Annotated in this window: 24 protein-coding genes and 1 riboswitch; of the genes, 13 read left to right on the top strand and 11 right to left on the bottom strand. The window is 71.6% G+C overall.

The genetic code is table 11. The features are described from left to right. Window positions 1–104: 104 nt before the first annotated feature. The 7 genes from ACZ7IF_RS20310 (at window position 105) to ACZ7IF_RS20280 (ending at window position 9,189) form a co-directional block, all read left to right on the top strand. Window positions 105–1,316 carry a L,D-transpeptidase gene (locus ACZ7IF_RS20310; RefSeq protein ID WP_470973019.1) on the top strand — a complete coding sequence of 404 codons (1,212 nt, stop codon included), beginning with the start codon at window positions 105–107 and terminating at the stop codon, window positions 1,314–1,316. Window positions 1,317–1,503: 187 nt separating this feature from the next. After that, entirely contained in the window at window positions 1,504–3,783 is a 2,280-nt protein-coding gene (locus ACZ7IF_RS20305) for a choice-of-anchor A family protein (RefSeq protein WP_470973017.1), read from the top strand. Window positions 3,784–3,895: 112 nt separating this feature from the next. Next, on the top strand, window positions 3,896–5,140 hold the full coding sequence (locus tag ACZ7IF_RS20300; protein ID WP_470973015.1) for a L,D-transpeptidase: 1,245 nt from the start codon (window positions 3,896–3,898) through the stop codon (window positions 5,138–5,140). Window positions 5,141–5,226: 86 nt separating this feature from the next. Further along, window positions 5,227–5,994: an enoyl-CoA hydratase/isomerase family protein gene (locus ACZ7IF_RS20295; RefSeq protein ID WP_470973013.1), complete on the top strand. Its 768-nt coding sequence runs from the start codon at window positions 5,227–5,229 to the stop codon at window positions 5,992–5,994. A gap of 228 nt (window positions 5,995–6,222) precedes the next feature. Next, the gene (locus tag ACZ7IF_RS20290) at window positions 6,223–6,831 is read left to right on the top strand and encodes an ATP-binding protein (RefSeq protein ID WP_470973011.1); all 609 of its coding nucleotides are present in this window, start codon (window positions 6,223–6,225) and stop codon (window positions 6,829–6,831) included. Between the two features lie 352 nt (window positions 6,832–7,183). Then, complete coding sequence (locus ACZ7IF_RS20285) at window positions 7,184–8,005, top strand: polysaccharide deacetylase family protein (RefSeq protein ID WP_470973009.1); 822 nt, start codon at window positions 7,184–7,186, stop codon at window positions 8,003–8,005. Further along, a complete protein-coding gene (locus ACZ7IF_RS20280; protein WP_470973007.1) occupies window positions 8,002–9,189 on the top strand; it encodes a YncE family protein in 1,188 nt (395 codons plus the stop codon). Before ACZ7IF_RS20285 ends, ACZ7IF_RS20280 begins: the two co-directional genes overlap by 4 nt. A 60-nt stretch (window positions 9,190–9,249) precedes the next feature. Here the strand turns inward: ACZ7IF_RS20280 and ACZ7IF_RS20275 are convergent, their stop codons facing one another. Next, window positions 9,250–9,531 carry a hypothetical protein gene (locus tag ACZ7IF_RS20275; protein ID WP_470973005.1) on the bottom strand — a complete coding sequence of 94 codons (282 nt, stop codon included), beginning with the start codon at window positions 9,529–9,531 and terminating at the stop codon, window positions 9,250–9,252. Further along, window positions 9,512–10,273, bottom strand: a complete 762-nt coding sequence (locus ACZ7IF_RS20270) for a tRNA-dependent cyclodipeptide synthase (protein ID WP_470973003.1) — start codon at window positions 10,271–10,273, stop codon at window positions 9,512–9,514. The genes ACZ7IF_RS20275 and ACZ7IF_RS20270 overlap by 20 nt, the downstream gene beginning before the upstream one ends. Before the next feature lie 276 nt (window positions 10,274–10,549). Between ACZ7IF_RS20270 and ACZ7IF_RS20265 the strand changes: the two genes are divergently transcribed. After that, complete coding sequence (locus ACZ7IF_RS20265) at window positions 10,550–10,762, top strand: EF-hand domain-containing protein (RefSeq protein WP_007266682.1); 213 nt, start codon at window positions 10,550–10,552, stop codon at window positions 10,760–10,762. Between the two features lie 45 nt (window positions 10,763–10,807). Here ACZ7IF_RS20265 and ACZ7IF_RS20260 read toward each other — a convergent pair whose 3' ends face one another. Genes ACZ7IF_RS20260 through ACZ7IF_RS20240 form a run of 5 tightly spaced genes read right to left on the bottom strand, consistent with a single transcriptional unit; the run spans window position 10,808 to window position 14,069 of the window. Continuing rightward, a complete protein-coding gene (locus ACZ7IF_RS20260; RefSeq protein ID WP_470973001.1) occupies window positions 10,808–11,392 on the bottom strand; it encodes a PadR family transcriptional regulator in 585 nt (194 codons plus the stop codon). A 45-nt stretch (window positions 11,393–11,437) separates the two neighbouring features. Beyond that, a complete protein-coding gene (locus ACZ7IF_RS20255; protein WP_470972999.1) occupies window positions 11,438–12,265 on the bottom strand; it encodes an energy-coupling factor ABC transporter ATP-binding protein in 828 nt (275 codons plus the stop codon). After that, window positions 12,256–13,005 carry a cobalt ECF transporter T component CbiQ gene (gene cbiQ / locus ACZ7IF_RS20250; RefSeq protein WP_470972997.1) on the bottom strand — a complete coding sequence of 250 codons (750 nt, stop codon included), beginning with the start codon at window positions 13,003–13,005 and terminating at the stop codon, window positions 12,256–12,258. Before cbiQ ends, ACZ7IF_RS20255 begins: the two co-directional genes overlap by 10 nt. Before the next feature lie 3 nt (window positions 13,006–13,008). After that, entirely contained in the window at window positions 13,009–13,371 is a 363-nt protein-coding gene (locus ACZ7IF_RS20245) for an energy-coupling factor ABC transporter substrate-binding protein (protein WP_470972995.1), read from the bottom strand. Then, window positions 13,371–14,069, bottom strand: a complete 699-nt coding sequence (locus ACZ7IF_RS20240; protein ID WP_470972993.1) for an energy-coupling factor ABC transporter permease — start codon at window positions 14,067–14,069, stop codon at window positions 13,371–13,373. Before ACZ7IF_RS20240 ends, ACZ7IF_RS20245 begins: the two co-directional genes overlap by 1 nt. A gap of 29 nt (window positions 14,070–14,098) precedes the next feature. Next, window positions 14,099–14,295: riboswitch (cobalamin riboswitch) on the bottom strand. A gap of 132 nt (window positions 14,296–14,427) precedes the next feature. On the opposite strand from ACZ7IF_RS20240, the gene ACZ7IF_RS20235 reads away from it, so the two are divergent. The 5 genes from ACZ7IF_RS20235 to ACZ7IF_RS20215 all read left to right on the top strand — a co-directional run bounded on the left by ACZ7IF_RS20235 (window position 14,428) and on the right by ACZ7IF_RS20215 (window position 18,861). Next, window positions 14,428–15,345: a methylglyoxal synthase gene (locus tag ACZ7IF_RS20235; protein ID WP_470972991.1), complete on the top strand. Its 918-nt coding sequence runs from the start codon at window positions 14,428–14,430 to the stop codon at window positions 15,343–15,345. A gap of 251 nt (window positions 15,346–15,596) precedes the next feature. Next, a complete protein-coding gene (locus ACZ7IF_RS20230) occupies window positions 15,597–16,313 on the top strand; it encodes a flavodoxin family protein (protein WP_470972989.1) in 717 nt (238 codons plus the stop codon). 165 nt (window positions 16,314–16,478) lie between these two features. Further along, window positions 16,479–16,829, top strand: a complete 351-nt coding sequence (locus ACZ7IF_RS20225) for a hypothetical protein (protein WP_470972987.1) — start codon at window positions 16,479–16,481, stop codon at window positions 16,827–16,829. Then, complete coding sequence (locus tag ACZ7IF_RS20220; protein ID WP_470972985.1) at window positions 16,829–18,166, top strand: DUF4062 domain-containing protein; 1,338 nt, start codon at window positions 16,829–16,831, stop codon at window positions 18,164–18,166. The genes ACZ7IF_RS20225 and ACZ7IF_RS20220 overlap by 1 nt, the downstream gene beginning before the upstream one ends. Window positions 18,167–18,177: 11 nt before the next feature. Then, entirely contained in the window at window positions 18,178–18,861 is a 684-nt protein-coding gene (locus tag ACZ7IF_RS20215; protein ID WP_470972983.1) for a hypothetical protein, read from the top strand. Between the two features lie 75 nt (window positions 18,862–18,936). Here ACZ7IF_RS20215 and ACZ7IF_RS20210 read toward each other — a convergent pair whose 3' ends face one another. The 4 genes from ACZ7IF_RS20210 to ACZ7IF_RS20195 all read right to left on the bottom strand — a co-directional run bounded on the left by ACZ7IF_RS20210 (window position 18,937) and on the right by ACZ7IF_RS20195 (window position 22,038). Beyond that, the gene (locus tag ACZ7IF_RS20210) at window positions 18,937–19,449 is read right to left on the bottom strand and encodes an AMIN-like domain-containing (lipo)protein (RefSeq protein ID WP_470972981.1); all 513 of its coding nucleotides are present in this window, start codon (window positions 19,447–19,449) and stop codon (window positions 18,937–18,939) included. 85 nt (window positions 19,450–19,534) lie between these two features. After that, entirely contained in the window at window positions 19,535–19,945 is a 411-nt protein-coding gene (locus ACZ7IF_RS20205) for an SsgA family sporulation/cell division regulator (protein WP_470972979.1), read from the bottom strand. A 203-nt stretch (window positions 19,946–20,148) separates the two neighbouring features. Continuing rightward, on the bottom strand, window positions 20,149–20,463 hold the full coding sequence (locus ACZ7IF_RS20200) for a hypothetical protein (RefSeq protein ID WP_470972977.1): 315 nt from the start codon (window positions 20,461–20,463) through the stop codon (window positions 20,149–20,151). Between the two features lie 192 nt (window positions 20,464–20,655). Further along, a complete protein-coding gene (locus ACZ7IF_RS20195) occupies window positions 20,656–22,038 on the bottom strand; it encodes an L-serine ammonia-lyase (RefSeq protein WP_470972975.1) in 1,383 nt (460 codons plus the stop codon). Window positions 22,039–22,168: the final 130 nt, after the last annotated feature.

Below are 22,168 nucleotides of genomic sequence, written 5' to 3'. Positions count from 1 at the left end.
CCGGACTGTTCTGCCCGGAACGTGCCCGGCCCTCACGTTTCCCCCGGAGGGCCCCGGTCGTTGGACGGAACGTGACTCTTCTGACGAGGCGGGCAGGGGCGGGCTTGGCCGCCGTGGCGGCGTGGGCGGGCCTGCTGGGCGGGCTGACCGGCTGCACCGAGGACGGCGGATCCCCCGTCGAGATCTCACTGCCGGGCAAACCCCGCTCCCCGGACGAGGCCATCCGGATCACCCCCGACGACAACGCCAAGGGCGTACCGGCCGAGGGCCCGCTGCGGGTGAACGTCCCCGAGGGCCGTCTCGAACGGGTCAGGGTCACCAAGGTCGAGGACGCCCAGGAGGAGGAGGTCCCCGGCGAGATCGCCGCCGACGGCCTCAGCTGGAGCCCCGACCCCGACGCCGGACGGCTGGCGCTCGCCGCCAAGTACACCGTCGACGCGGTCGCCCTCGACGGGCACAACCGCCGCCAGGCCCGGCACACCACCTTCACCACCTACGTACCCGAGGAGCGGTTCATCGGCTACTTCAAGCCCGAGAACCGCTCCACCGTGGGCACCGGCATGATCGTCTCCTTCAACTTCAACCGGCCGATCAAGCAGCGCGCCGACGTGGAGCGGGCCATCACCGTCACCTCCGACCCGGCCGTGGAGGTCGTCGGCCACTGGTTCGGCTCCGAGCGCCTCGACTTCCGGCCCAAGACCTACTGGAAGGCCGGCACCGAGGTCACCGTGAAGATGAAGCTGCGCGACATCGAGGGCGCGCCCGGCTCGTACGGCATCCAGGACAAGACCATCCGCTTCACCGTCGGCCGCTCCCAGGTCTCCACCGTCGACGCGGAGGCGCACACCATGGAGGTCCGCCGGGACGGGCAGCTGCTGTCCACCATCCCCATCAGCGCCGGGGCACCCAAGAACACCACCTACAACGGCAAGATGGTGGTGATGGAGCTGTTCGACGTCACCCGGATGAACGGCGCCACCGTCGGCTTCACCAGCGAGGACGGCAAGGGCGAGTACGACATCCCGGACGTCCCGCACGCCATGCGGCTCACCGCCTCCGGCACCTTCCTGCACGGCAACTACTGGGCCAGCCCCGACACCTTCGGCTCCACCAACACCAGCCACGGCTGCGTGGGCCTGCGCGACGACAAGGGCGGCGGCTCTGACACCCCGGCGGGCTGGTTCTTCGACCGGACGCTGGTCGGCGACGTGGTGGAGGTCGTGAACTCGCAGGACAAGACCGTCGCCCCCAACAACGGACTGGGCGGCTGGAACATGTCCTGGGCCGACTGGGTGGCGGGCTCCGCGATCGGCTGACCGCCCCCGGCATCCCGGCTGACACATTCCGGACCTCCCCGCACCCCGGGGGAGCGGTGCAATCGAGTGATTGTCGGACCGGAATGCCGTACGCGCCGAGTGTCTTCCGTCCGCCGCGCCGAAGCCCGCCCGCAGCCTGTCAGGGCCATCGGCGCGGGCGGGTGGCCGAGACAGCGGACGGAGCGTCATGTCAGCAAGGAAATGGACCCTCGGGCTGGCCGTGGGGGTAGTACTCGCCGCCGGGGCCCCCACGGCCCTCGCGGCGGGCCCCGGCAGCGAACCGCCGGCGACGGCGGGCACCCTGAGGGCCCCGCTGCCCGGCGGCCTCGGGCCCTGCATCCCCGGGGGTACCGCTCCCGGCGAGGGCTGCCCGAACCCCTACCCGGAGCCCGGCAACCACGGCTTCGCGGGCCGGGACCGGAACATCAACGTCTTCGTCGGCGGGGACATGCTGGTGCGCCGGGGCGCCGCCGAGGCGGAGGGCAAGGTCGTCGTCCTCGGCGACTTCGACATGAACAAGTCCGCCGGCGGCCTGGTCTACAACGTGGGCATCGCCGGAGTCGGCTCCCGCGTCCCCCCGCCGGCCGGCTCGGACTTCCTGGTCACCGGCGGCGACATCACCGTCGCCCCGCGCCAGACCCTCCTCGCCGACGGCGGCCGCGTCCACTACGCGGGCGGCCTCACCGGCAACGTGACCGGCACCCTCGACCCCGACCCGAACGCCGCCGACCCCTACACCCGCCTGCGCGGCGCCCTCACCGCCGCCAGCACCTGCTACGCCCTGCCCGGGGGCGTCCCCCGCACGCCGACCGGCCGGGCGGTGTGGAGCGCCCAGGAGACCGTCTTCACCGGCGACGGCCGCTCGCCGCTCCAGGTATTCAACGTGGACTTCGACCTCTCCGCCCATTCCGGTGAAGGGCAGCAGACGCTGCGTTTCACCGGCATCCCGGAGAACGCCACGGTCCTGGTCAACGTCACGGGGGAGAACCCCGCGCTGCGCGTCAACAACACCCTGCTCCCCGCCGGGCTGCGCGAGCGGCTGCTGTGGAACTTCCCCAACGCCGACGCGGCCACCATCGCGGGCTCGGCGCAGCTCGGCGGCAGCGTCCTGATCGGGCCGCAGGCATCGGTCGCCAACGTCTCGGTGATCGGCATGAACGGCCGCTTCTTCACCGCCGGCAGCGTCACCCACACCAGCCCGACGGAGACCACGGGCCTGGGCGCGGAGTTCCACGCGTACCCCTTCGACGGCGACCTGCCCGACTGCGCACCCGTCCCGCCGACGAGGGGTTCGGTGTCCGTCGTCAAGCACGACGAGAACGGCCGGGCCCTCTCCGGGGCGAAGTTCGAGCTGTGGAAGGAGACCAACGGCCGGGACGGCCTCCAGTACGAGGGCACGGGCGAGCTCGACACCAAGGTCACCGACTGCACCACCGGCACGGACGGCCTCTGCGCGCGCGAGGAGGAGCTCGGCACCTACTACTGGCGCGAGACCACCCCGCCCACCGGCTACGACCTCCCCGCGAACCCAGTCCACACGCTGGTCCTGACGGCCGAGAACGCCTCGCGGGGGGTGCGGTGGACGGCCGTGAACCGCAGGACCCCCGAGCCGCCGGACGGCAGCGCCCGGGTCGTGCTGCGGAAGGTCGACAAGGACACCGGCGAACCGCTGCCCGGCGCCCGCTTCGAGCTGTGGCGCGAGAGCAACGGCACCGCCGGCCTCCAGACCCGCGAGAACCCCGACACCCCGCTCGGGGACGGCGCCTGCGTGACCGACGCGCGGGGCACCTGCACGGTCGAGCTGCCGGTCGGCGAGCGCTACTACTGGCGGGAGGTGGGCCTCCCGGCGGGCTACGAGCGTCCCCGCGACCCGGTCACCGCCTTCGAGCTGGAGCGCGGTGAGACCGAGGAGTACGTCGTCGTCACCGTCCCGAACAGGAAGGCGGAGGAGGACCCGGCCGGCACCGTCAAGGTGCTGAAGAAGGACGCCAAGACGAAGCGGCCGCTGCGCGGCGCGGAGTTCGAACTGTGGCGGGAGACCGGCAGGGCCGTGGGCCTCCAGCGGAGCGGCAACGACGCCGACGAGCGGGTCGGGGACGAGTGCACCACCGGCCGAGACGGCGTCTGCGCCTTCGACGGACTCCCGGACGGCGCGTACTACGTGGTCGAGGTGGACGTCCCCGACGGCTACGTGCTGCCGCGCGACCCGGTGACGGGCCCGCTGACCCTGGACGGACGCACCCCGGGCCACCGGATCGCCGTCACCCTCCTCAACAAGCGCGCGCAAGACGGCCAGACCTGCCACTGCAAGGACGAGCCGGACCACGGCAGGCCCGACCACGGCAAGCCCGACCACGGCCGTCCCGACCACGAGGGCCCCGGCCACGACGGTCCCGACCACGGGCGTCCCGAGGGCCCCGGCTGGAACCCCGGTGAGTGGCCCCTGGGCGGTGACCGCAAGGCCTGACAGCCCGTCCGCCCCGGCACTTGGGACGGAACGGTGACACGACTGTGCCTATTCGTAATCTCCCCATGTGATTTCCTGTCGACAAGCGCGCGACTGTCCGTGCGCGGGGGACATGGGGAGAACACGAGTGAACCTGCAGCCGATACGCGGCCGCGTTCGCACCGGCCTGCCGGCCGTTCTGCTGGGGGCGGCCCTGCTGCTGACCAGCGCGTGCAGCGGTGGCGGCAACAGCGGGGGCAGCGGCGGGGACAACGGCAAGGCCGGTGGTGGCACGGCGAAGACCGGCACCGAGGCGTCCAAGGCCGTGGTCAACGTCAAGCCGGACGACGGGTCGAAGGAAGTCGCCACCAGCGGCGTCCTGAAGATCACCAGCAGCGGGGGCAAGCTGACCGCCGTGACGGTGGCCGACACCAAGGGCAACGCGGTGGAGGGCAAGCTGGCCGCCGACGGCGCGACCTGGGAGCCCGCCCGTAACCTGGCCGCCGCCACCGAGTACAAGGTGCACGCGGTGGCCAAGGACGAGGCCGGCCGCGAGTCCGCCAAGGACACCACCTTCACCACCCTGACCCCGCAGAACACCTTCGTGGGCCACTACACGCCCGAGGACGGCTCGACCGTCGGCGTGGGCATGCCCGTGTCCGTCAACTTCACCCGCGGCATCACCAACACCGAGGCCGTCGAGAAGGCCATCACGGTCACGGCCGAGCCGTCCGTACCGATCGAGGGCCACTGGTTCGGCAACGACCGCCTCGACTTCCGCCCCGAGAAGTACTGGGCCGCGGGCACCAAGGTCACCGTGAAGCTCGCGCTCGACGGCGTCGAGGGCCGTCCCGGCGTCTACGGCAAGCAGACCCGCACGGTCACCTTCACCGTCGGCCGCTCCCAGGTCACCACCGTCGACGCCACCTCCAAGAAGATGGAGGTCGTCCGCGACGGCCAGGTGCTCAAGACCATCCCGATCACCGCGGGCGCCCCGGCGACGACCACCTACAACGGTCAGATGGTCATCAGCGAGAAGTACAAGGTGACCCGGATGAACGGCGCCACCGTCGGCTTCGGCGGCGAGTACGACATCTCGGACGTCCCGCACGCGATGCGGCTGTCGACCTCCGGCACCTTCGTCCACGGCAACTACTGGGCCTCCTCCAGCACGTTCGGCTCGGAGAACGTCAGCCACGGCTGCGTCGGCCTGGAGGACGAGCGCGGCGCCGGTGACCCCAACACCCCCGCGGCGTGGTTCTACAACGAGTCGCTGATCGGCGACGTGGTCATCGTGAAGAACTCCAAGGACAAGCAGATCGCCCCGGACAACGGCCTCAACGGCTGGAACATGGACTGGGCGGAGTGGATCAAGTAACCGATCCGCGTACGTGACCCGGTGGCCCGGTGCTGTGACCCACAGCACCGGGCCACTCCGCGTTAACCGCGGCTAACCTTCCCCGTATGACCATCTCTCTCGAAGTCTCCGAAGGCGTCGGCACCATCCTGCTGGACCGCCCGCCCATGAACGCCCTGGACATCGCCACCCAGGACCGGCTGCGCGAGCTCGCCGTGGAGGCCACCGACCGCGCCGACGTGCGCACGGTCGTCCTCTACGGCGGGGAGAAGGTGTTCGCGGCCGGCGCGGACATCAAGGAGATGCAGAACATGGACCACGCGGCCATGGTCGCCCGGTCCCGTGCGCTCCAGGACGCCTTCACGGCCGTGGCCCGCATCCCCAAGCCCGTCGTCGCCGCCATCACCGGCTACGCCCTCGGCGGCGGCTGCGAGCTCGCCCTGTGCGCCGACTACCGGATCGCCGCCGACAACGCGAAGCTCGGCCAGCCCGAGATCCTGCTCGGCCTGATCCCGGGCGCGGGCGGCACCCAGCGGCTCTCCCGGCTGGTCGGCCCGTCCAAGGCCAAGGACCTGATCTTCACCGGCCGCATGGTCAAGGCCGAAGAGGCCCTCGCCCTCGGCCTGGTGGACCGGGTCGTGCCCGCCGCCGAGGTGTACGAGCAGGCGCACGCCTGGGCCGCCAAGCTCGCCCAGGGCCCGGCGATCGCCCTGCGCGCCGCGAAGGAGTGCGTGGACGCCGGTCTGGAGGCGGACATCGACACCGGCCTGACCATCGAACGCAACTGGTTCGCGGGCCTGTTCGCCACCGAGGACCGCGAGCGCGGGATGCGCAGCTTCGTCGAAGAGGGCCCGGGCAAGGCCAAGTTCGTATGAGCACAGCCGTATGAGCGCAGCCGTATGAGCACAGCCGTATGGGCGCAGCCGTACGACGCAGCCGTATGAGCGGGGCCTCGAGGGACGCATGAGCGCGGCCGCATGAAACCCCTGCGGGTGGATTAGCCAGGCCTTAAGGCAGCCTTAAGGGGACCTGGTGATCCACTGACGGTGATCGCCGCGCAGCGGAACGTCACCCCAGGTCAGGGTGGTTCATGCAGCCCTCGGTTGCCTTTCGCATATGCCGGAGCATCCCCTCGGAACCCCTGGTTCCGGGGGGTGTATTCCTGCGGAACGGCCCGGACGGGCGCGCGGGCCGTCCATGATGGGTGCATGGCGGGCCTGGAGGGTGTGGAACAGCCGCGGCAGCGCAGCAGCGCTTCGGCCGTACGGCTCACGGCGGCGGTCGAGGACGAACAGGGCCTCAGGGCGTTGGAGTTGTACGGCAACCCGGCCGAGGCGGAGGTGACGCTGCCGTCCATGCCGGAGTCCGCGAGCACGGCCCGGCGGCTCACCCAGAGCGTGGTCATCCGCTTCTGGGGGCTGTCGCCGCAGATCTCCGAACACGCCGTCCTGCTGGTCTCGGAGCTCGTCGGCAACGCCGTGCGCCACACCGGGGCCCGCTCCTTCGGCTTACGGATGCTGCGCCGGCGCGGCTGGATCCGGGTGGAGGTGCGCGACCCCTCGCGCGGACTGCCCTGCCTGATGCCGGTCCACGAGCTGGACACCACGGGCCGGGGGCTGTTCCTCGTCGACAAGCTCTCCGACCGCTGGGGTGCCGACCTGCTGCCGCGGGGCAAGATCACCTGGTTCGAGATGCGGGTCGCCGACCGCTGAGCGGCCCCGGAACGCCAGAAACCCCCTGTCGCCGAGGTGCGGCGCTGCGGGGGTTTCATGGGTGCGCCGAGGATCGGTGGGGTGTGTGATCCTCGGCGGGGGACTTCGCTCGGGTCAAAGGGAAGTCGTGGTTCCGACTATGGCAGACGAGGGCTCGAACGCCAAAAGTCCCGACTCGGACATAAGTGTGCATATCCCAAGAGTTTCCACCTAAATCCTAGGTGAGATGGGCCACTCACCTCGTAATCAACGAATAAGTATCGACCGCTCTGTGTAAATCGTTGATCACATAGCGGACGGCCGGCCTTGAATGCCCGCCCGACGAAAGTCCCAAATTGGGTCAATCATTACCTTGAGGGTCATCCGGCTCTTAAATGGGCGGGTGCTCTGTTATCCAGACCGCCGTACGGCCCTGCGCGCCACGGCGGCGGCCGCTGCCGGCGCCCTCACCGCGGCGTGCGGCACGGGCGGCGGCCCGGCAGCGCCGGGACCCGTCCGGGCCGCTCCCGCCAAGCCCGCCCGCCCGGCCGGCCCGGTGCCCGCGGCTGCGGCCCCCCGCCGCTTCCCCGGGCAGCCCGTGGAGATCGCGCACGGCCCCCGCGACCGGCCCCGGGTCGCGCTCACCTTCCACGGCAACGGGGACCCCGCCATCGCCCGCGCCGTACTCGCCGCGGCGGAGAAGGCCGGCGCGCGGGTCACCGTACTGGCCATCGGCAGCTGGCTCGACGAGCATCCCGACATGGCCCGGAGGGTCCTGGACGGCGGCCACGAACTGGGCAACCACACCCAGCGCCACCTCGCCATCAACGGCATGTCCGAGGCCGGGGCCTACGCCGAGATCACCGGCTGCGCCCAGCGCCTCAAGCGGCTCACCGGCTCCATCGGCACCTGGTTCCGCCCCTCGCAGACCCAGTACGCCACCCCCCTCGTCCGGGCCCTCGCCCAGCGGGCGGGCTACCCGCACGTCCTCTCGTACGACGTGGACTCCCTCGACTTCACCTCGCCCGGCGCGGCGGCCGTCATCCGCAACGTCACCGGGACGATCCGGCCCGGATCGGTGGTGAGCCTGCACTTCGGCTACGCGGACACGGCCGACGCGATGCCGCCCCTCCTCGAAGAACTCGCGCGCCGCGAACTGCGCGCGGTGACCACCACGGAGCTGCTGACCTCATGAAGACCACCCGCCTTCCCCGGAAGGCCACCGTGCTGCTGGCCGGTCTGGTCCTCGCCGCCCTGGCCGGCTGCGGATCGGCAGACAAGGCCCCTGCCGAGGCGCTCGGCTCCAAGGGGCCCGCCAAGCCCGTCAAGGCCGTCCCGGCCGTGCCGCCGGGACTGGCCGGGATGCCCCCGCTGCTCGATCCCCACGACGTGTACGCCGCCGACCGGCCGAACAAGCTGTCCCCGGTGGTCAAGGACTTCCCGTCCCGGGTCTACGTCCCGAACACCAACTCCAATACGGTGTCCGTCATCGACCCGGCCACGTACAAGGTCATCGACACCATCCCGGTCGGCGTCCAGCCGCAGCACGTGGTGCCCTCCTGGGACATGAAGACCCTCTGGGTCAACAACAACCGCGGCCACACGCTCACCCCGATCAACCCGGCCACCGGCGAGGCCGGCAAGCCCGTCGAGGTGCACGACCCGTACAACCTGTACTTCACGCCCAACGGCAAGTACGCCGTCGTGATGGCCTCCATGGACCGCGAGCTGGTCTTCCGCGATCCGCACACCATGGACCGGGTGAAGACCGTCCCCGTCACCTGCTTCGGCGTCAACCACGCCGACTTCTCGGCGGACGGCCGCTACTTCATCGTCAGCTGCGAGTTCTCCGGCGAACTGCTCAAGGTCGACACCGAGAAGATGGAGGTGATCGGCCAGCAGAAGCTGCCCTTCGAGGGCGCCATGCCGCAGGACGTGAAGATCTCCCCGGACGGGAAGACCTTCTACGTCGCGGACATGATGGCGCACGGCATGTGGGTGCTCAGCGGGGACAAGTTCGACGTCCCCAAGCTGCTGCCCACCGGCAAGGGCTGCCACGGCCTGTACGTCAGCCGCGACTCCAGGGAGATGTACGTGTCCAACCGGGGCGAGGGCAGCATCTCGGTCTTCGACTTCAAGGAGAACCGCCTCACCAAGAAGTGGCAGCTGCCCGACGGCGGCAGCCCCGACATGGGCGGGGTCTCGGCCGACGGGCAGGTGCTGTGGCTCTCCGGCCGCTACAACTCCGAGGTCTACGCGATCGACACCGTCACCGGCAAGCAGCTGGCCCGCATCCCGGTCGGCGGCGGCCCCCACGGCCTCGCCGTGTACCCGCAGCCCGGCCGCTACTCCCTCGGCCACACCGGCATCTTCCGGTAGGGAACGCGACGGTGCCCCGGGAGCTCGCACAGCACCCGGGACACCGTGTCCTTGAGGCCGCTACCAGGCGACCGGCAGCCGCTCGGGCAGCCGCTTGACGAAGCCCGTACGCCACACCGGGTTCTCCGCCGGCACCGCGAGGCGCAGCCCCGGCAGCCGCTCGACCAGCACCTCCAGCGCGATCTCGGCGTGGGCCCGGGCCGGCGCCGAGGCCGGGGCGACGGGCGCCTTCTCGCGCAGCCAGGAGCACTCCTGCGGCAGGACGTCACCGCGCCGCGAGAGCGGGAAGTCGAGGAGCGGCTGCTCCGGGGCGCCGCCGCCCTCAAGCTGCTCGACGCTCATCGGCGCTCCCTTCGGCGGAGACCGCTGCGGTGGTGGTGCCGTCCGCGGCGCCGGCCCCGGGGCGCACGACGGCGTACGCCTGGTCGCGGGTCGCGCGCAGGCCCCCGCCACGGGCGAAGAGGACGTCGGTCATCGGCGTCCTGACGTGGTAGGCCGCCACGGAGGACGGCACGTCGAGAATGCTGGGAGTTTCGATGAAGAAGGGCAGCCCGGCCGCCAGGTAGTCGAAACACACCCGCAACTGGGAATCCGCCATTGATTCACCCTCGGGCAACTTCGACCCGACGAAACGCAGAGCCATTTCCTCGCAGCCCTTGCGGAATGCGTCATCGGTCTCCAGGAAATGCAGTACGCGCCGGTGCAGTAGTTGGTGGACCGGGTTGGCCTGGAACTCGGAAAGCGCTCTCACTCGGATCTCGGCGTGCTGGGGGCCCGAATCCTCGACGCCTTTGATGATCCTCCTGCGAACCGCCTTGATCTCCTTCAAGGCGCGTCGGCCCGCGTGCTCCGGGGTGTAGCCGAAGGCGGCGAACATCCGGTCCACGTGGAGGTCCGCGTAGACGAAGTCGACCTGCGCGAACCGGCTCACGGCCCATCGGGCGAGGCTGGTCACGCGCTCGGCGCTGAAGTAGCTGTTTCCGGGGCTCACGCCTATGAGCACATGGTCGCCGTCTTCCCGGATATGGCGGCAGGTACGGGTGAAGGGCAGAACTTCGAATGATGCGTCAGCTGTGATCGTCACCTGTGATCGCCCTTGTTGCCGCATGTCCCTGGGAGCCCGGCGCTCCTGGTGTGGCGGCAATGCCGGTACGTTATGCCGTGATCCCGGAGCGTGACAAGTGGTAGACGGACTTGTTGGCTGGAATTCTTGCTTCCGCCTATCCGGCGAGCTGTTCCCGCAGCTTGCGTACGGGTAATTGAATATCTTTCTGCCGCCCGAACGGGACCCGCGGGAGCCTGGCGGGCCCGGGGCCGCTACCCTGAGCCGGTCAACAAGCACCGAGAAGGGGTGGACCCAGTGGCTGACATCGAGAGCGCACGGGCGACGTTCGACAAGTTCGACGTGAACGGTGACGGCTTCGTCACGGCCGACGAGTACAGCGCGGCCATGAAGGCGATGGGTGACCACTACGTCACCGCTGCGGTCGCGGACTCCGTGATCGCCGCCAAGGACAGCGACGGCGACAAGCTGATGAGCTTCGACGAGTTCTGGGCCTCCCTGAACAAGTAAGCGCGGCGCGTCCGCCTCCGCCCCGCCCGCCGGGGCGGGGGCGCGTCAGGCCCCGCCCTCCGGCGCCCCGGCCCGCGCCGGGCCGTCCGCCCCGGACGACAGGGCCTCCACCTCGGACAGGGCCTCCTCCAGCCAGCTCAGCCAGAAGCCCTCCAGGGCGATGCCGCCGTGCAGCACGAGCCGGCGCAGCCGGTCCGCGGCCGCGTCCCGCCCCGCCGGGAAGTCCTTCGCCTCGATGGCCTCGTACGTGGCCAACTGCGCCCGGTGCAGCTCCAGATGGCGCCTCAGCTCCGGCCCCAGCCGCTGCGGGCCGACCACCGCCGCCGCGCGGATCCGCAGCAGCAGCGCGTCCCGCACCGGCTTCGGGTCCTGGCTCTCGTCCACCCACCGCGCCAGCTCCACGCGGCCGTCGGGCAGCACCTCGTACTCCTTCTTCTGCCCGCGCACGGGCACCTCGCTGGGCAGCGCCCGGATCAGCCCCGCCTCCTCCAGCCGCCCCAGCTCCCGGTAGATCTGCTGGTGCGTCGAGGACCAGAAGTAGCCGATCGACTTGTCGAACCGCCGGGTCAGCTCCAGCCCCGACGAGGGCTTCTCCAGCAGGGCGGTGAGGATGGCGTGCGGCAGCGACATGCCGCCATCGTAGGTCGCCCCCGGTACCGGCGGTCCGCCCCGTCCTCAGCCCAGCGCCGCGAGCTCCTCCGGGGTCCGCGGCCCCGGCGCCCCGTCCGCCAGCACCCCCCGGGCCCGCAGGAACGCGCCGACCACCGGTGCCCACGCCGACCGCAGCCCCGCCGACGCGAGCAGCTCCGGGTCGCGGAGCAGTTCCCCGGCCGGTCCCGTACGGATCCCCGACGGGGTCAGCACGGCCGCGTCGTCGGCCCAGCGCACCGCGAGGTCCACGTCGTGGGTGGCCATGACCACCGTGGTGCCGGCCGCGCGCAGGCCCGCGAGGACGTCCAGGAGGCGTTCCTGCCCGTCCGGGTCCAGCCCGGCCGTGGGCTCGTCCAGGATCAGCACCCGCGGGGCCATCGCCACCGCGCCCGCGATCGCCGCGCGCTTGCGCTGCCCGTACGACAGCAGGTGCGTCGGGCGGTCCCGCAGCGCCGTGATGTCCAGGGCGGCCAGCGCGGCGTCCACCCGCTCGCGGACCTCCGCCGCCGGCAGCCCCAGGTTCATCGGGCCGAAGGACACGTCCTGCTCCACGGAGGCGGCGAAGAGCTGGTCGTCGGGGTCCTGCACCACCAGCTGCACCGAGGTACGCAGCCGGACCAGGCCCTTGCGGTCGTACGCCACCTCCGCGCCGCCGAGCCGCAGCGCCCCCGAGCCGGGCCGCAGCCCGCCGCTCAGCAGCCGCATCAGCGTGGTCTTGCCGCTGCCGTTGCGGCCCAGCAGCACCAGCGCGCGGCCCTCGGCGATGCCGAAGTCCACCCCGGACAGCACGGCCGGGCCGTCCTCGTACGCGTACCCCGCGCCGACCAGCTCCACCAACGGGGTCACAGACACAGCTCCTTCAGTACGAGGGTCCCCACGACCAGGGCGGCCAGCAGGGCGGCGGACCACGTCAGGAACCGCCGGGACAGCGCCGCGTCGGGCACGAGCACCCGCAGCGCGCCGTCGTAACCGCGCCCCGCCAGCCCCTCCTGGAGCCGGGCCGCGCGGTCGAAGGCCCGGACGAACGAGGTGGCCGCGAGCCCGGCCAGCGAACGCCACACCGCCGCCCGGCTCGTCTGCCCCAGCCGGGCCGCCTGGGCGCGCCGGACCTGCGCCATCGAGTCCAGCAGCAGGAATCCGATCCGGTACATCACCAGCGCCACGTCCACCACGGGCGCCGGCACCCCGGCCCGCACCAGCCGGGGCAGCACGTCGGAGACCGGGGTCGTGAAGGCGAACAGCAGCACCCCGAGCGAGGCCGCCGAGGTGCGCAGCAGCAGCTCCGCCGCCTGCCGGGGCCCGTCCGGGGCCAGGGCGAGGAACCCGTCAGGGCCGCCCACCGACACCAGCAGCGGCAGCGCCCCGGTCACGCAGAAGCCCAGCGGGATCCGGAAGGCCCGCCACAGCTGCCGCGGGGCCACCCCGGCCGGCCCGAGCAGCACGGCCAAGGTCGCGGCGGCCACCAGCGGCCCGCCGGGCCAGGGCGGCAGGCACACCGCGGTGACGGTGAGCCCGAGTCCCAGCAGGGCCTTCTCCAGCGGGTGGCGGCCCCGCCAGCGGCTGGAGTGGGCCGCCACGTCGATCGGCAGCACCGCCTACGACTCCGGGGTCGGGCGGGTCCGCTCGGCCCCGGCCCCGGCCCCGGCCCGCGCGAGGGCCTGTGCCGCGCCCTGGCGGCGGCCCTTGCGGACGCCGAAGTAGTAGGCGAGCACCCCCGCCCCGAGCGCCGCCTGGAGGGCGAACAGCGCGGACTCGACCTCGCCGGACGGGGGCTCGTACAGCGGGGAGAACCAGGGCTCGTAGTCCGGCTTCAGCTCGGTGATGGCGGCCTCGGCCTGCGCGTCGGCGCCGGCGAACGGCTCCTCCTTGCCGTCGCCGAGCCCCAGCGCGAGCGGGATCACGGCCAGCGCCGCCACCAGGAGCAGCAGCAGGGTGTTGATCTTCGCGTTCCTGGTCATCAGAGCGCAGCCTCCTGCTTCGCCTGCTTGCCGCCGGTCAGCTTCGCGACCCCGAGCCGGACCAGGTCCGACTTGCTGGACTGCATCAGCAGCCGCATCACGAGCACCGTCAGCAGGCCCTCGCTGATCGCGAGCGGGATCTGGGTGAGGGCGAAGATGCCCGCGAACTTCTCCAGGGAGCCGAGGAAACCGCTCGCCGGGTCGGGGAAGGCCAGCGCCAGCTGGACGGAGGTCACGCAGTAGGTGACCAGGTCGGCGAAGAAGGCGCCGAAGAAGACGGTCGCCATCAGCGGCAGGCCGGACTTCCGCAGCAGCCGGTAGACCCCGTAGCCGGCCCAGGGGCCGGCGATGGCCATCGAGAAGACGTTGGCGCCCAGCGTGGTGAGCCCGCCGTGGGCCAGCAGCAGCGCCTGGAAGAGGAGGGTGATCGTGCCGAGCACCGCCATGATCGGCGGCCGGAAGAGGATGGCCCCGAGCCCCGTCCCCGTCGGGTGCGAACAACTGCCCGTCACGGAAGGGATCTTCAGGGCGGACAGGACGAACGTGAACGCTCCGGACGCCCCGAGCAGCAGCGTGCTCTCCGGGTTCGACTTCACCTCGCGGGTCAGCGCGCGGACCCCGTGGACGACGAAGGGGGCGGACGCGGCGCCCCAGGCGACCGCGTGCAAAGGGGGCAGGAACCCCTCGGCTATATGCATGGGTTGGGAGACCTCTCCAGCACCTCGTGGATGGACGACGCGCCCCGGCCGGTCTCCTGGCTCACGGGTACTGATGCCCTGGCTCCGCCTTCCCGGGCCCATGCGGTCTCCCGCGCGGGCCCAGTGGCTTCCCGCGGGGGAGTGGAGCCGGACTTCCCGATCACAGTGGCGAGGGCCGCACCGGTTTCCCACCGGTTTCCCGAACACCAAGGCCAGATGACCCTATGCGCCCTGACGGGCCGCTAACAACCCGGACCGATCCGGCCGTTCGGGTGTCCGGATTCCGCTCGAGTGTCACTCAAAGTGTTCACACGGCTACCATCTGCATCAACCGCCCCGCCCGAAAAGGGAGTTCCGCATGGCCGTGACCGCCGAAGACTGGCTGCCCCGCATCGCCGCGCTGTTCCGCGCCTACGATCTCGACGGAGACGGCCAGATCGGCCGCGAAGACCTCATCGCCTACGCCGGCCGGCTCGGCGAACAGCTCACCGAACCCGGCGACACCCGCCGCCGTACCGCGCTCTTCGACGCCTACAACGAACTCTGGACCCAGCTCCAGACCGCCGCCGACACCGACCGCGGCGGCCGCGTCAGCGAGCAGGAGTTCGTCGCGGCCGCCGCCCGTGACGCCTTCGACGGCGACCGCACCTTCCGCGCCTCCACCCTGCGCGCCCTCGACGCCCTCGCCGACGCCCTCGACCGGGACGGCGACGGCCGCATCGACCGCGCCGAGTACGAGCGCCTCTTCGGCGCGACGGGCCTGTCCTCGGGCACGGACGCCCTCGCCTTCGATCGGATCGACGCGGACGGGGACGGCTCCGTCAGCCGCGAGGAACTGCACGCCGCCGCCGTGTACCTTTTCCCGCTCGCCGACCCGGCCTGGCTGACCGGCACCGGCCAGCGCCCCGACCGCACCCGCGGCATCGCCCTGGTCGCCCACGACGCCCGCAAGGCGGACCTGCTCGCCTGGGCCGAGCGCCGGGCCGCCGACCTCAAGCCGTACCGCCTCTACGGCACCGGAACCACCGGCACGCTGATCAACCGCATGATCGGGCTGGACGTCACCCCGCTGCGCAGCGGCCCGCTCGGCGGCGACCAGCAGATCGGCGCGCTCGTCACCCAGGGCGAGATCGACATGCTGGTCTTCTTCTACGACCCGCTCGCCTCCCACCCGCACGGCGACGACGTCCGCGCCCTGATCCGCCTCGTCACCCTGGCCGACGTACGGCTCGCGCTGAACGCCGCCAGCGCGGACGCCATGATCGAGACCCTCTAGGTCCTGTCCGGGCGATCTTCGTGGATCAGGCCGCGGGGTCTGGTGCGGTGCATCGCAAGGCGGAGGAGCGCAGCTCGTACTCGGCCGTACTCGCGCGCTCCGACAACGCGGCGAGGTGCCGTGCCGGACGTCGCGGGCCCGCGAAGATCGCCCGGCCAGGGCCTAGCGGCTCCGGGGGCCGCAGGCGCCGCCGCGGCCCGGACGGACGCGGCCCGCTGGCGGCCCCCTCGGCCCGCGGGGAGGGTGGGGGCGTGGCTGCCGACCCCTTCGACTACTCGGACCTCTCCGCCGTCTACGTCAACTGCACCCTCAAGCGCTCTCCCGAGACCAGCAACACCGAGGGCCTGATCGCGCGGAGCCGGGCCGTCATGGAATCGGCCGGCGCCCGGACCTCGCTGATCCGCGCCGTCGACCACGACATCGCCACCGGCGTCTGGCCGGACATGACCGACCACGGCTGGGAGAGCGACCAGTGGCCGGTCCTCTACAGCCAGATCATGGACGCCGACATCCTGGTGCTGTGCGGCCCGATCTGGCTCGGGGACAACAGCTCCGTCATGAAGCAGGTCGTCGAGCGGCTCTACGCCTGCTCGTCGCTGCTGAACGAGCAGGGCCAGTACGCGTACTACGGGCGCGTCGGCGGGGCGCTGATCACGGGGAACGAGGACGGCGTCAAGCACTGCGCCATGAACATCCTCTACAGCCTCCAGCACCTCGGCTACGCCGTCCCGCCCCAGGCCGACGCGGGCTGGATCGGCGAGGCCGGCCCCGGCCCCTCCTACCTGGACCCGGGCTCAGGCGGCCCCGAGAACGACTTCACCAACCGGAACACCACGTTCATGTCGTGGAACCTGATGCACCTGGCGGCGCTCCTCAAGCGCGCCGGCGGCATGCCGGCCCACGGCAACCAGCGCTCCCTGTGGGACGCCGGCTGCCGTTTCGACTTCCCCAACCCCGAACACCGCTGACCACCGGGAGGGCGGCGGAGCCGGACGCGGGCTGAAGCGTCGAAGCGTGGTGCGAGCGGAGCCCGGGTACTACCGTTCTACCGGTTGTCGCAGTGATGGGGGACATCGCGCATGCGGGCTTTGTTTTGGTCAACTGCCTTGCTCTGTTCTGGTGTTGCGGTCGCGTTGACCCTATGGGCGGCGCTCGGGGACGCTGCTGCGGCCGAGCGTGCGAGCGCCGTCGTCGGGGCGGTCGTAGGACTCGGCGGACTCATCGCCTCGGTGTACGCGCTGCGCCGGACCGGGCAGGAGGGCCCCGGCACCGTCCGGGCCGGCGGACGCGGTGCGATCGCCGCCGGGGGGAGCGTGACCGGCAACGCGATCGGCGCCGACAGCAGGGTCACGGGTGCGGCCCGGGCCCCGCACGGCGTGTCCGGTCCGGGGCGGGCCGTGTCCGCCACAGGCGAGGGCGCGGTGGCCGCCGGGGGCGACGTCGCCGGAAACGCGCTGGGCGAGGGTGGCGAGGTGATCGGCTGATGCCGGCGCGCTTCCGGCGGCGTGAGAGGCAGGAACAGCCCGAACCCGAGGAGCCGGCCGAGCACGTGGAGGTGCGGGGCGGCGTCGGTGCCGGCGCCGATGTCGCCGGCAACGCCATAGGCCCGCGCAGCTCGGTGACGAACAACTACTACTACGGCCCGGACAAGCCCGGCCCCCGCGCGGACGCTACGGCGCGGCCGGATGCGGTCCCGCCGGTGGGTGACGCCCCGGACGAGCGCCGCTACCAGGTGTTCGTGAGCTCGACCAGCCTCGATCTCAAACAGCACCGCGAGGCTGTGATCGACGAGCTCGTGAAGGAGGGCTACATACCCTCCGGCATGGAGCTCTTCGACGCACGATCGGAGGGCGCCTGGGAGGTCGTCGAGCGGGTGATCAACGACTGCGACTACCTCGTCCTCATCCTCGGAGCGCGGTACGGGGACGTCAACGGGGGCACCGTCGGCTTCACGGAACGGGAGTACGACTACGCCCGCTCGCTGGGCAAGCCCATCCTGGTGTTCGTCCACGCCGATCCCGCCGAGCTGCACACGGACAGCTGGGAGCCGGCGCCGGAAGACGCGCAGCGGCTCGCCGTCTTCCGCGAGAAGGTGCGCGGCGAGCGGCTGTGGAGGTCCTGGCGCACCACGGCCGACCTGCGCAATGACGTCACCAGGTCACTGCGGCTGGCGGTGCGGCACAACCCCCAGCCGGGCTGGGTCAAGGGCAATTCGACCGCGCACACCTTCTCCGCCGAGTGGCAGAACCTGGTGGCCCCGGGAACGCAGATCGGCGTGGCCCGGATCAGCGTGGACGGGCAGGCCGGGAACGCCCTGAGCGACAACCTGGGGAAGGCCTCGTCGATCGGGATCATGTCCACCAGCGGAAAGCGGCTGATCGAGATCCAGACGCCCTACCTGACGAAGGCGGTCTCGGCCGGGGCCCGCATCCGGGTCCTGGTGCCGACGCCCGACGGGCAGTTCCTCTCCGACGTCGACGAGTCCGAGTCGTTGTGGGACCAGCGCTCGCCGATCGCGGCCGAGGTGCGCGAGGTGGAGGCGCGTCTGAGGGCGGTCGTCCGTGAGGCCCGGGAACGGAGCACGAGCGCCGGATCGGTCGAGATCGGGTTCTTCACCACGCACTTGCGGTCCACGATGATTCTGTGCGACCGGACCTGGGGATGGATCACGCTGACCCTGCCGCCGGCGAGGGCGCCGGAGACCCCGTCCCTGGAACTCCGCGGGACTCGGGAGTTCGGTCTGATCGACGCCTGCTGGAAGCACTTCGACCGGACCTGGGCCATCGTCGGGGAGCGCGGCGAAGTGAAGAGGATTTCGTGAGGCGATCTGCGATGGACTTGCGCGACACGGCGGCCTCCTCCGCCGCGATGGAGCGGTGGCGCGACCGGTATGGCGTGGCCCGGGCCTTCATGCGGGAAAGGAGCCACCTGCCCGGTGTGCTGATCGAGGTGGCGGCTCAGCACCCGCTGGCCGGCGGTGCCACCCCCGGCGAGGAGTTCGAGGCCCGGCTGCGGCGCGGGCACGAGCTCTTCCAGGGGTACCGGAGGGCCGGCCGCCCGGTGGAGATCTACGTGCCGGGCAGTCGCCACCGCCACCTCGGGGTGGAGGACGGGAAGAGCCTCAGCCGGGCCGGCGGGGACTTCCTGGAGACGCTCGGGGTACCGCCCTCGGCCGTCCACGGCGATGATCTCAACGAGCGGTACAAGGGCGACGCCGGAGTCTACGGCTCGGCGGACGAGTGCTTCGTCGCCGCCTCGTACTTCAGGGACGGGGGCTTCGGCACCCTGGTCTCGGTCTGCTCGCCGGCCCAGATGACCCGCAAGACCCTGCACTACCTGCAGTTCGGGGTCTACCCGCTGAACCACACGGCGCCGACGCCGGAGGGCTTCCACGACTTCCTCCACGAACTCCTGGTCGCGGTGCCGGAAGTCATCGGCGCCGACGAAACGCTCCAGGATCCCGGCTCGGCCGGGGCCGAGCGGCTGCGGTCGGACCGCCGGCCCCCGGTGGGCTGACGTCCGTCGGCCCGGAGCGGACGGCCACCCCGCCACGGGGGTGTGCCCGCTCCGCGCCGGCCGGCGTCCTTCCGGTCAGCAGGTGTTCGGGTGCGCGATGTCCAGCACGAACCGCTCGGGCGAGTGCAGGACGGAGGTGCTGTAGGACGGCGGGGTGTCGAAAGCGGCGCCGAAGGTCACGTACCCCTCGTAGTCGCCGGTCATGGCCATGCCCTTGAGCTTGCTGAGGTAGATCTTCTGGAGCCTGGGCCCCTGGTAGACGTTCTGCCCCGCGTCGTCGTGCCCGGCCGCGGGGTGCAGGCGGATCTCCAGGAAGTACTTCCCGGCCAGCGGCACGGGCTGGCCCGACCCGTCGTAGACGAGCTCGGACACGGGGGTGACGGTGACCGGGGGCACGTAGCCCTGGAGGTCGATCACGAGCCGGTCGTACGTGCAGTGCCCGCCCCAGCGGGCATTGACGACGAGCGGCGTCTGGGTGCGGGTGGTCGTGGTGGCGGCGGAAGCCGGCGACGCGGAGAGCGCGAGCCCGGCGGTGAGCAGGGCACCCGTGGCGAGGGCCACGATCCGGCGGCGGTGCGGGTGACGCATGATGTCTCCCCGGTTCCGTGAGACGGGGACTGCCTGTCATCTCATAGGACACCGCCGCGGCGCGCGCGGTTCCACGCGCGCCGCCTCAGTGCGCCAGCAGCGCGCTCAGCTGCGCGTCCAGGTCGTAGTGGCGCCGCTCCTGCCCGCGCGGCACCAGCTCCGTCATCCGGCGGCACAGCTCGCGCACGTCCTTGGCGCGGGCGGAGAACACGCAGCCCTGCCCGCCGTTGCTGAAGCCGAGCAGGACGCGCGGCTCCGAGCCGCTCCAGCGGGGCCACACCTGTATGTCACCCTCGCCGGTGGCGCTGTTCTGCCCGTCGAGCAGCAGATCCCGCGAGAACACCCAGCGGGCGAGGTGCGTCCCGGCGCCCCGGAAGTCGACGGCCACCTCGTACGGGCGGTCCGTGCGGTAGACGAACCGGCCGGTCAGGGGGACGGACAGGGGGGCGGCTTCCAGCCGCAGCGGCAGGAGTCTCTGTTCGGTGGTGGTGGCCATCGGCGGCTGCCTCTCGTCGCGCGCGGGGTCTTCCCGCACCCCTCCCGGCACGCTATCCCCGGCCCGGGGGCGCGCTCCGGGGCCGAAGGTCCCGAGCCGCCGGGCCGCAGGGCCTCTTTTCGGCCACGGGTACGCGAAGGGCCCGCCCTCCGGGGGGAGGGCGGGCCCGGTGGCACGCTGCGGCGGGGCCGCGCGGCCGGCCGCTACGGCAGCGGGTTGTAGATCAGCGAGTCGTGGTTGTTGGACTGGCCGACCGCGGTGAAGCCGGAGCCGTTGGCCTGGGCGCCGTTGTTCTGGTTCGACGCCCCGAAGCCCGACGCGACCTGCTGCGCGGTGGAGGAGTTGCCGAGGTTGCTGCCGCCCACTCCGCTGCCGAGGATCCCGGCGAGGGAGGCGTTCGAGGCGGTGCCGGCGGCGCCGGCCCCGTTGTCCGCCTGGGCCGTGCCGGTGAAGAGCGCGGCGGCGAGGGGGAGCGATGCGAGCGCCGCCATCACGCGGATGCTGCGGATGCCTGCCATGGTGAAGCCTCCAGTACGCAAAACAGCAAGGGGGTAGGGCGGTTGGCCTACCGCCCGGGGGTGACGCGACGTCGCGTGACCAGACTGGCGCACGTGATCATCGAGAAACCAGCCCGGACCGGCCACTTCCCTCGCAAGCGTGATCAACTCGGTCCAAACCCCGAATCGGAGGTCATTTCCTGATTTCGCGGATCAGCACTCGATGACGTTGACCGCGAGGCCGCCGCGCGCCGTCTCCTTGTACTTGATCTTCATGTCGGCGCCGGTCTCCTTCATGGTCTTGATGACCTTGTCGAGGGAGACCTTGTGGCTGCCGTCCCCGCGCATCGCCATCTTCGCGGCGGTGACGGCCTTGACGGCGGCCATGCCGTTGCGCTCGATGCAGGGGATCTGGACGAGGCCGCCGACAGGGTCGCAGGTCAGGCCGAGGTTGTGCTCCATGCCGATCTCGGCGGCGTTCTCCACCTGCTCGGGGGTGCCGCCCAGCACCTCGGCGAGGGCGCCCGCGGCCATCGAGCAGGCGGAGCCCACCTCGCCCTGGCAGCCGACCTCGGCGCCGGAGATCGAGGCGTTCTCCTTGAAGAGCATGCCGATCGCGCCCGCGGCCAGCAGGAAGCGGACCACGCCTTCCTCGTCCGCGCCGGGCACGAAGTTCACGTAGTAGTGCAGGACCGCCGGAAGGACGCCCGCCGCGCCGTTCGTGGGGGCGGTCACCACGCGCCCGCCCGCCGCGTTCTCCTCGTTGACGGCCATCGCGTAGATCGTCGTCCACTCGCTGCGGTGCATCATCGGGTCGCCCTCGGTGCGCAGCTGGCGCGCCGTGGACGCGGCGCGGCGCTTGACGCGCAGGCCGCCCGGGAGGATGCCCTCGCGGGACATGCCGCGCGAGACGCAGGACTGCATGACGCGCCAGATCTCCAGGAGGCCCTCGCGGATCTCCTCCTCGGTGCGCCAGGCCTTCTCGTTCTCCAGCATCAGGGAGGAGATCGACAGGCCGGTCTCGTTGGCCAGGCGCAGCATCTCGTCACCCGAGCGGAAGGGGTACTTCAGCACGGTGTCGTCGAGCTTGATCCGGTCCTCGCCGACCGCGTCCTCGTCCACGACGAAGCCGCCGCCCACCGAGTAGTAGGTCTTCTCCAGCAGCGGGGCGCCGGAGGCGTCGTACGCGAAGAGCGTCATGCCGTTCGCGTGGTAGGGCAGCGAGCGGCGGCGGTGCAGGATCAGCTGGCTGGGCTCGTCGAAGTCGATCTCGTGGGCACCGCCTATTTCCGTGCCCAGCAGACGCAGCTTGCCGCTCTTGCGGATGCGCTCCACCTCGTCGTCGGCGGTCTCGACGTCCACGGTGCGGGGGGAGTGGCCTTCCAGGCCGAGCAGGACCGCCTTGGGCGTGCCGTGCCCGTGGCCGGTCGCGCCGAGGGAGCCGAAGAGCTCCGCCCGCACGGAGGCGGTCTGGGCGAGGACGCCGTCCTTCTTCAGCCGCGTCACGAACATGCGCGCCGCGCGCATGGGGCCGACCGTGTGGGAGGAGGACGGGCCGATGCCGATGGAGAAGAGGTCGAAGACGGAGATGGCCACTGGCGGACTCCCTTGTCTGCTCGTGGGGTGGGGAGGGGGCAGGGGTGTGGTGATCGAGACGGGGGATCTGCGGATTTTGTCCGGCAGACGAGCGTAACGCGTGGAGATGAACGGTTCGCCTCCCGGACGG

Source organism: Streptomyces sp. NPDC037421, from assembly GCF_055602105.1.
This window is presented reverse-complemented; position numbering and strand designations above follow the sequence as displayed.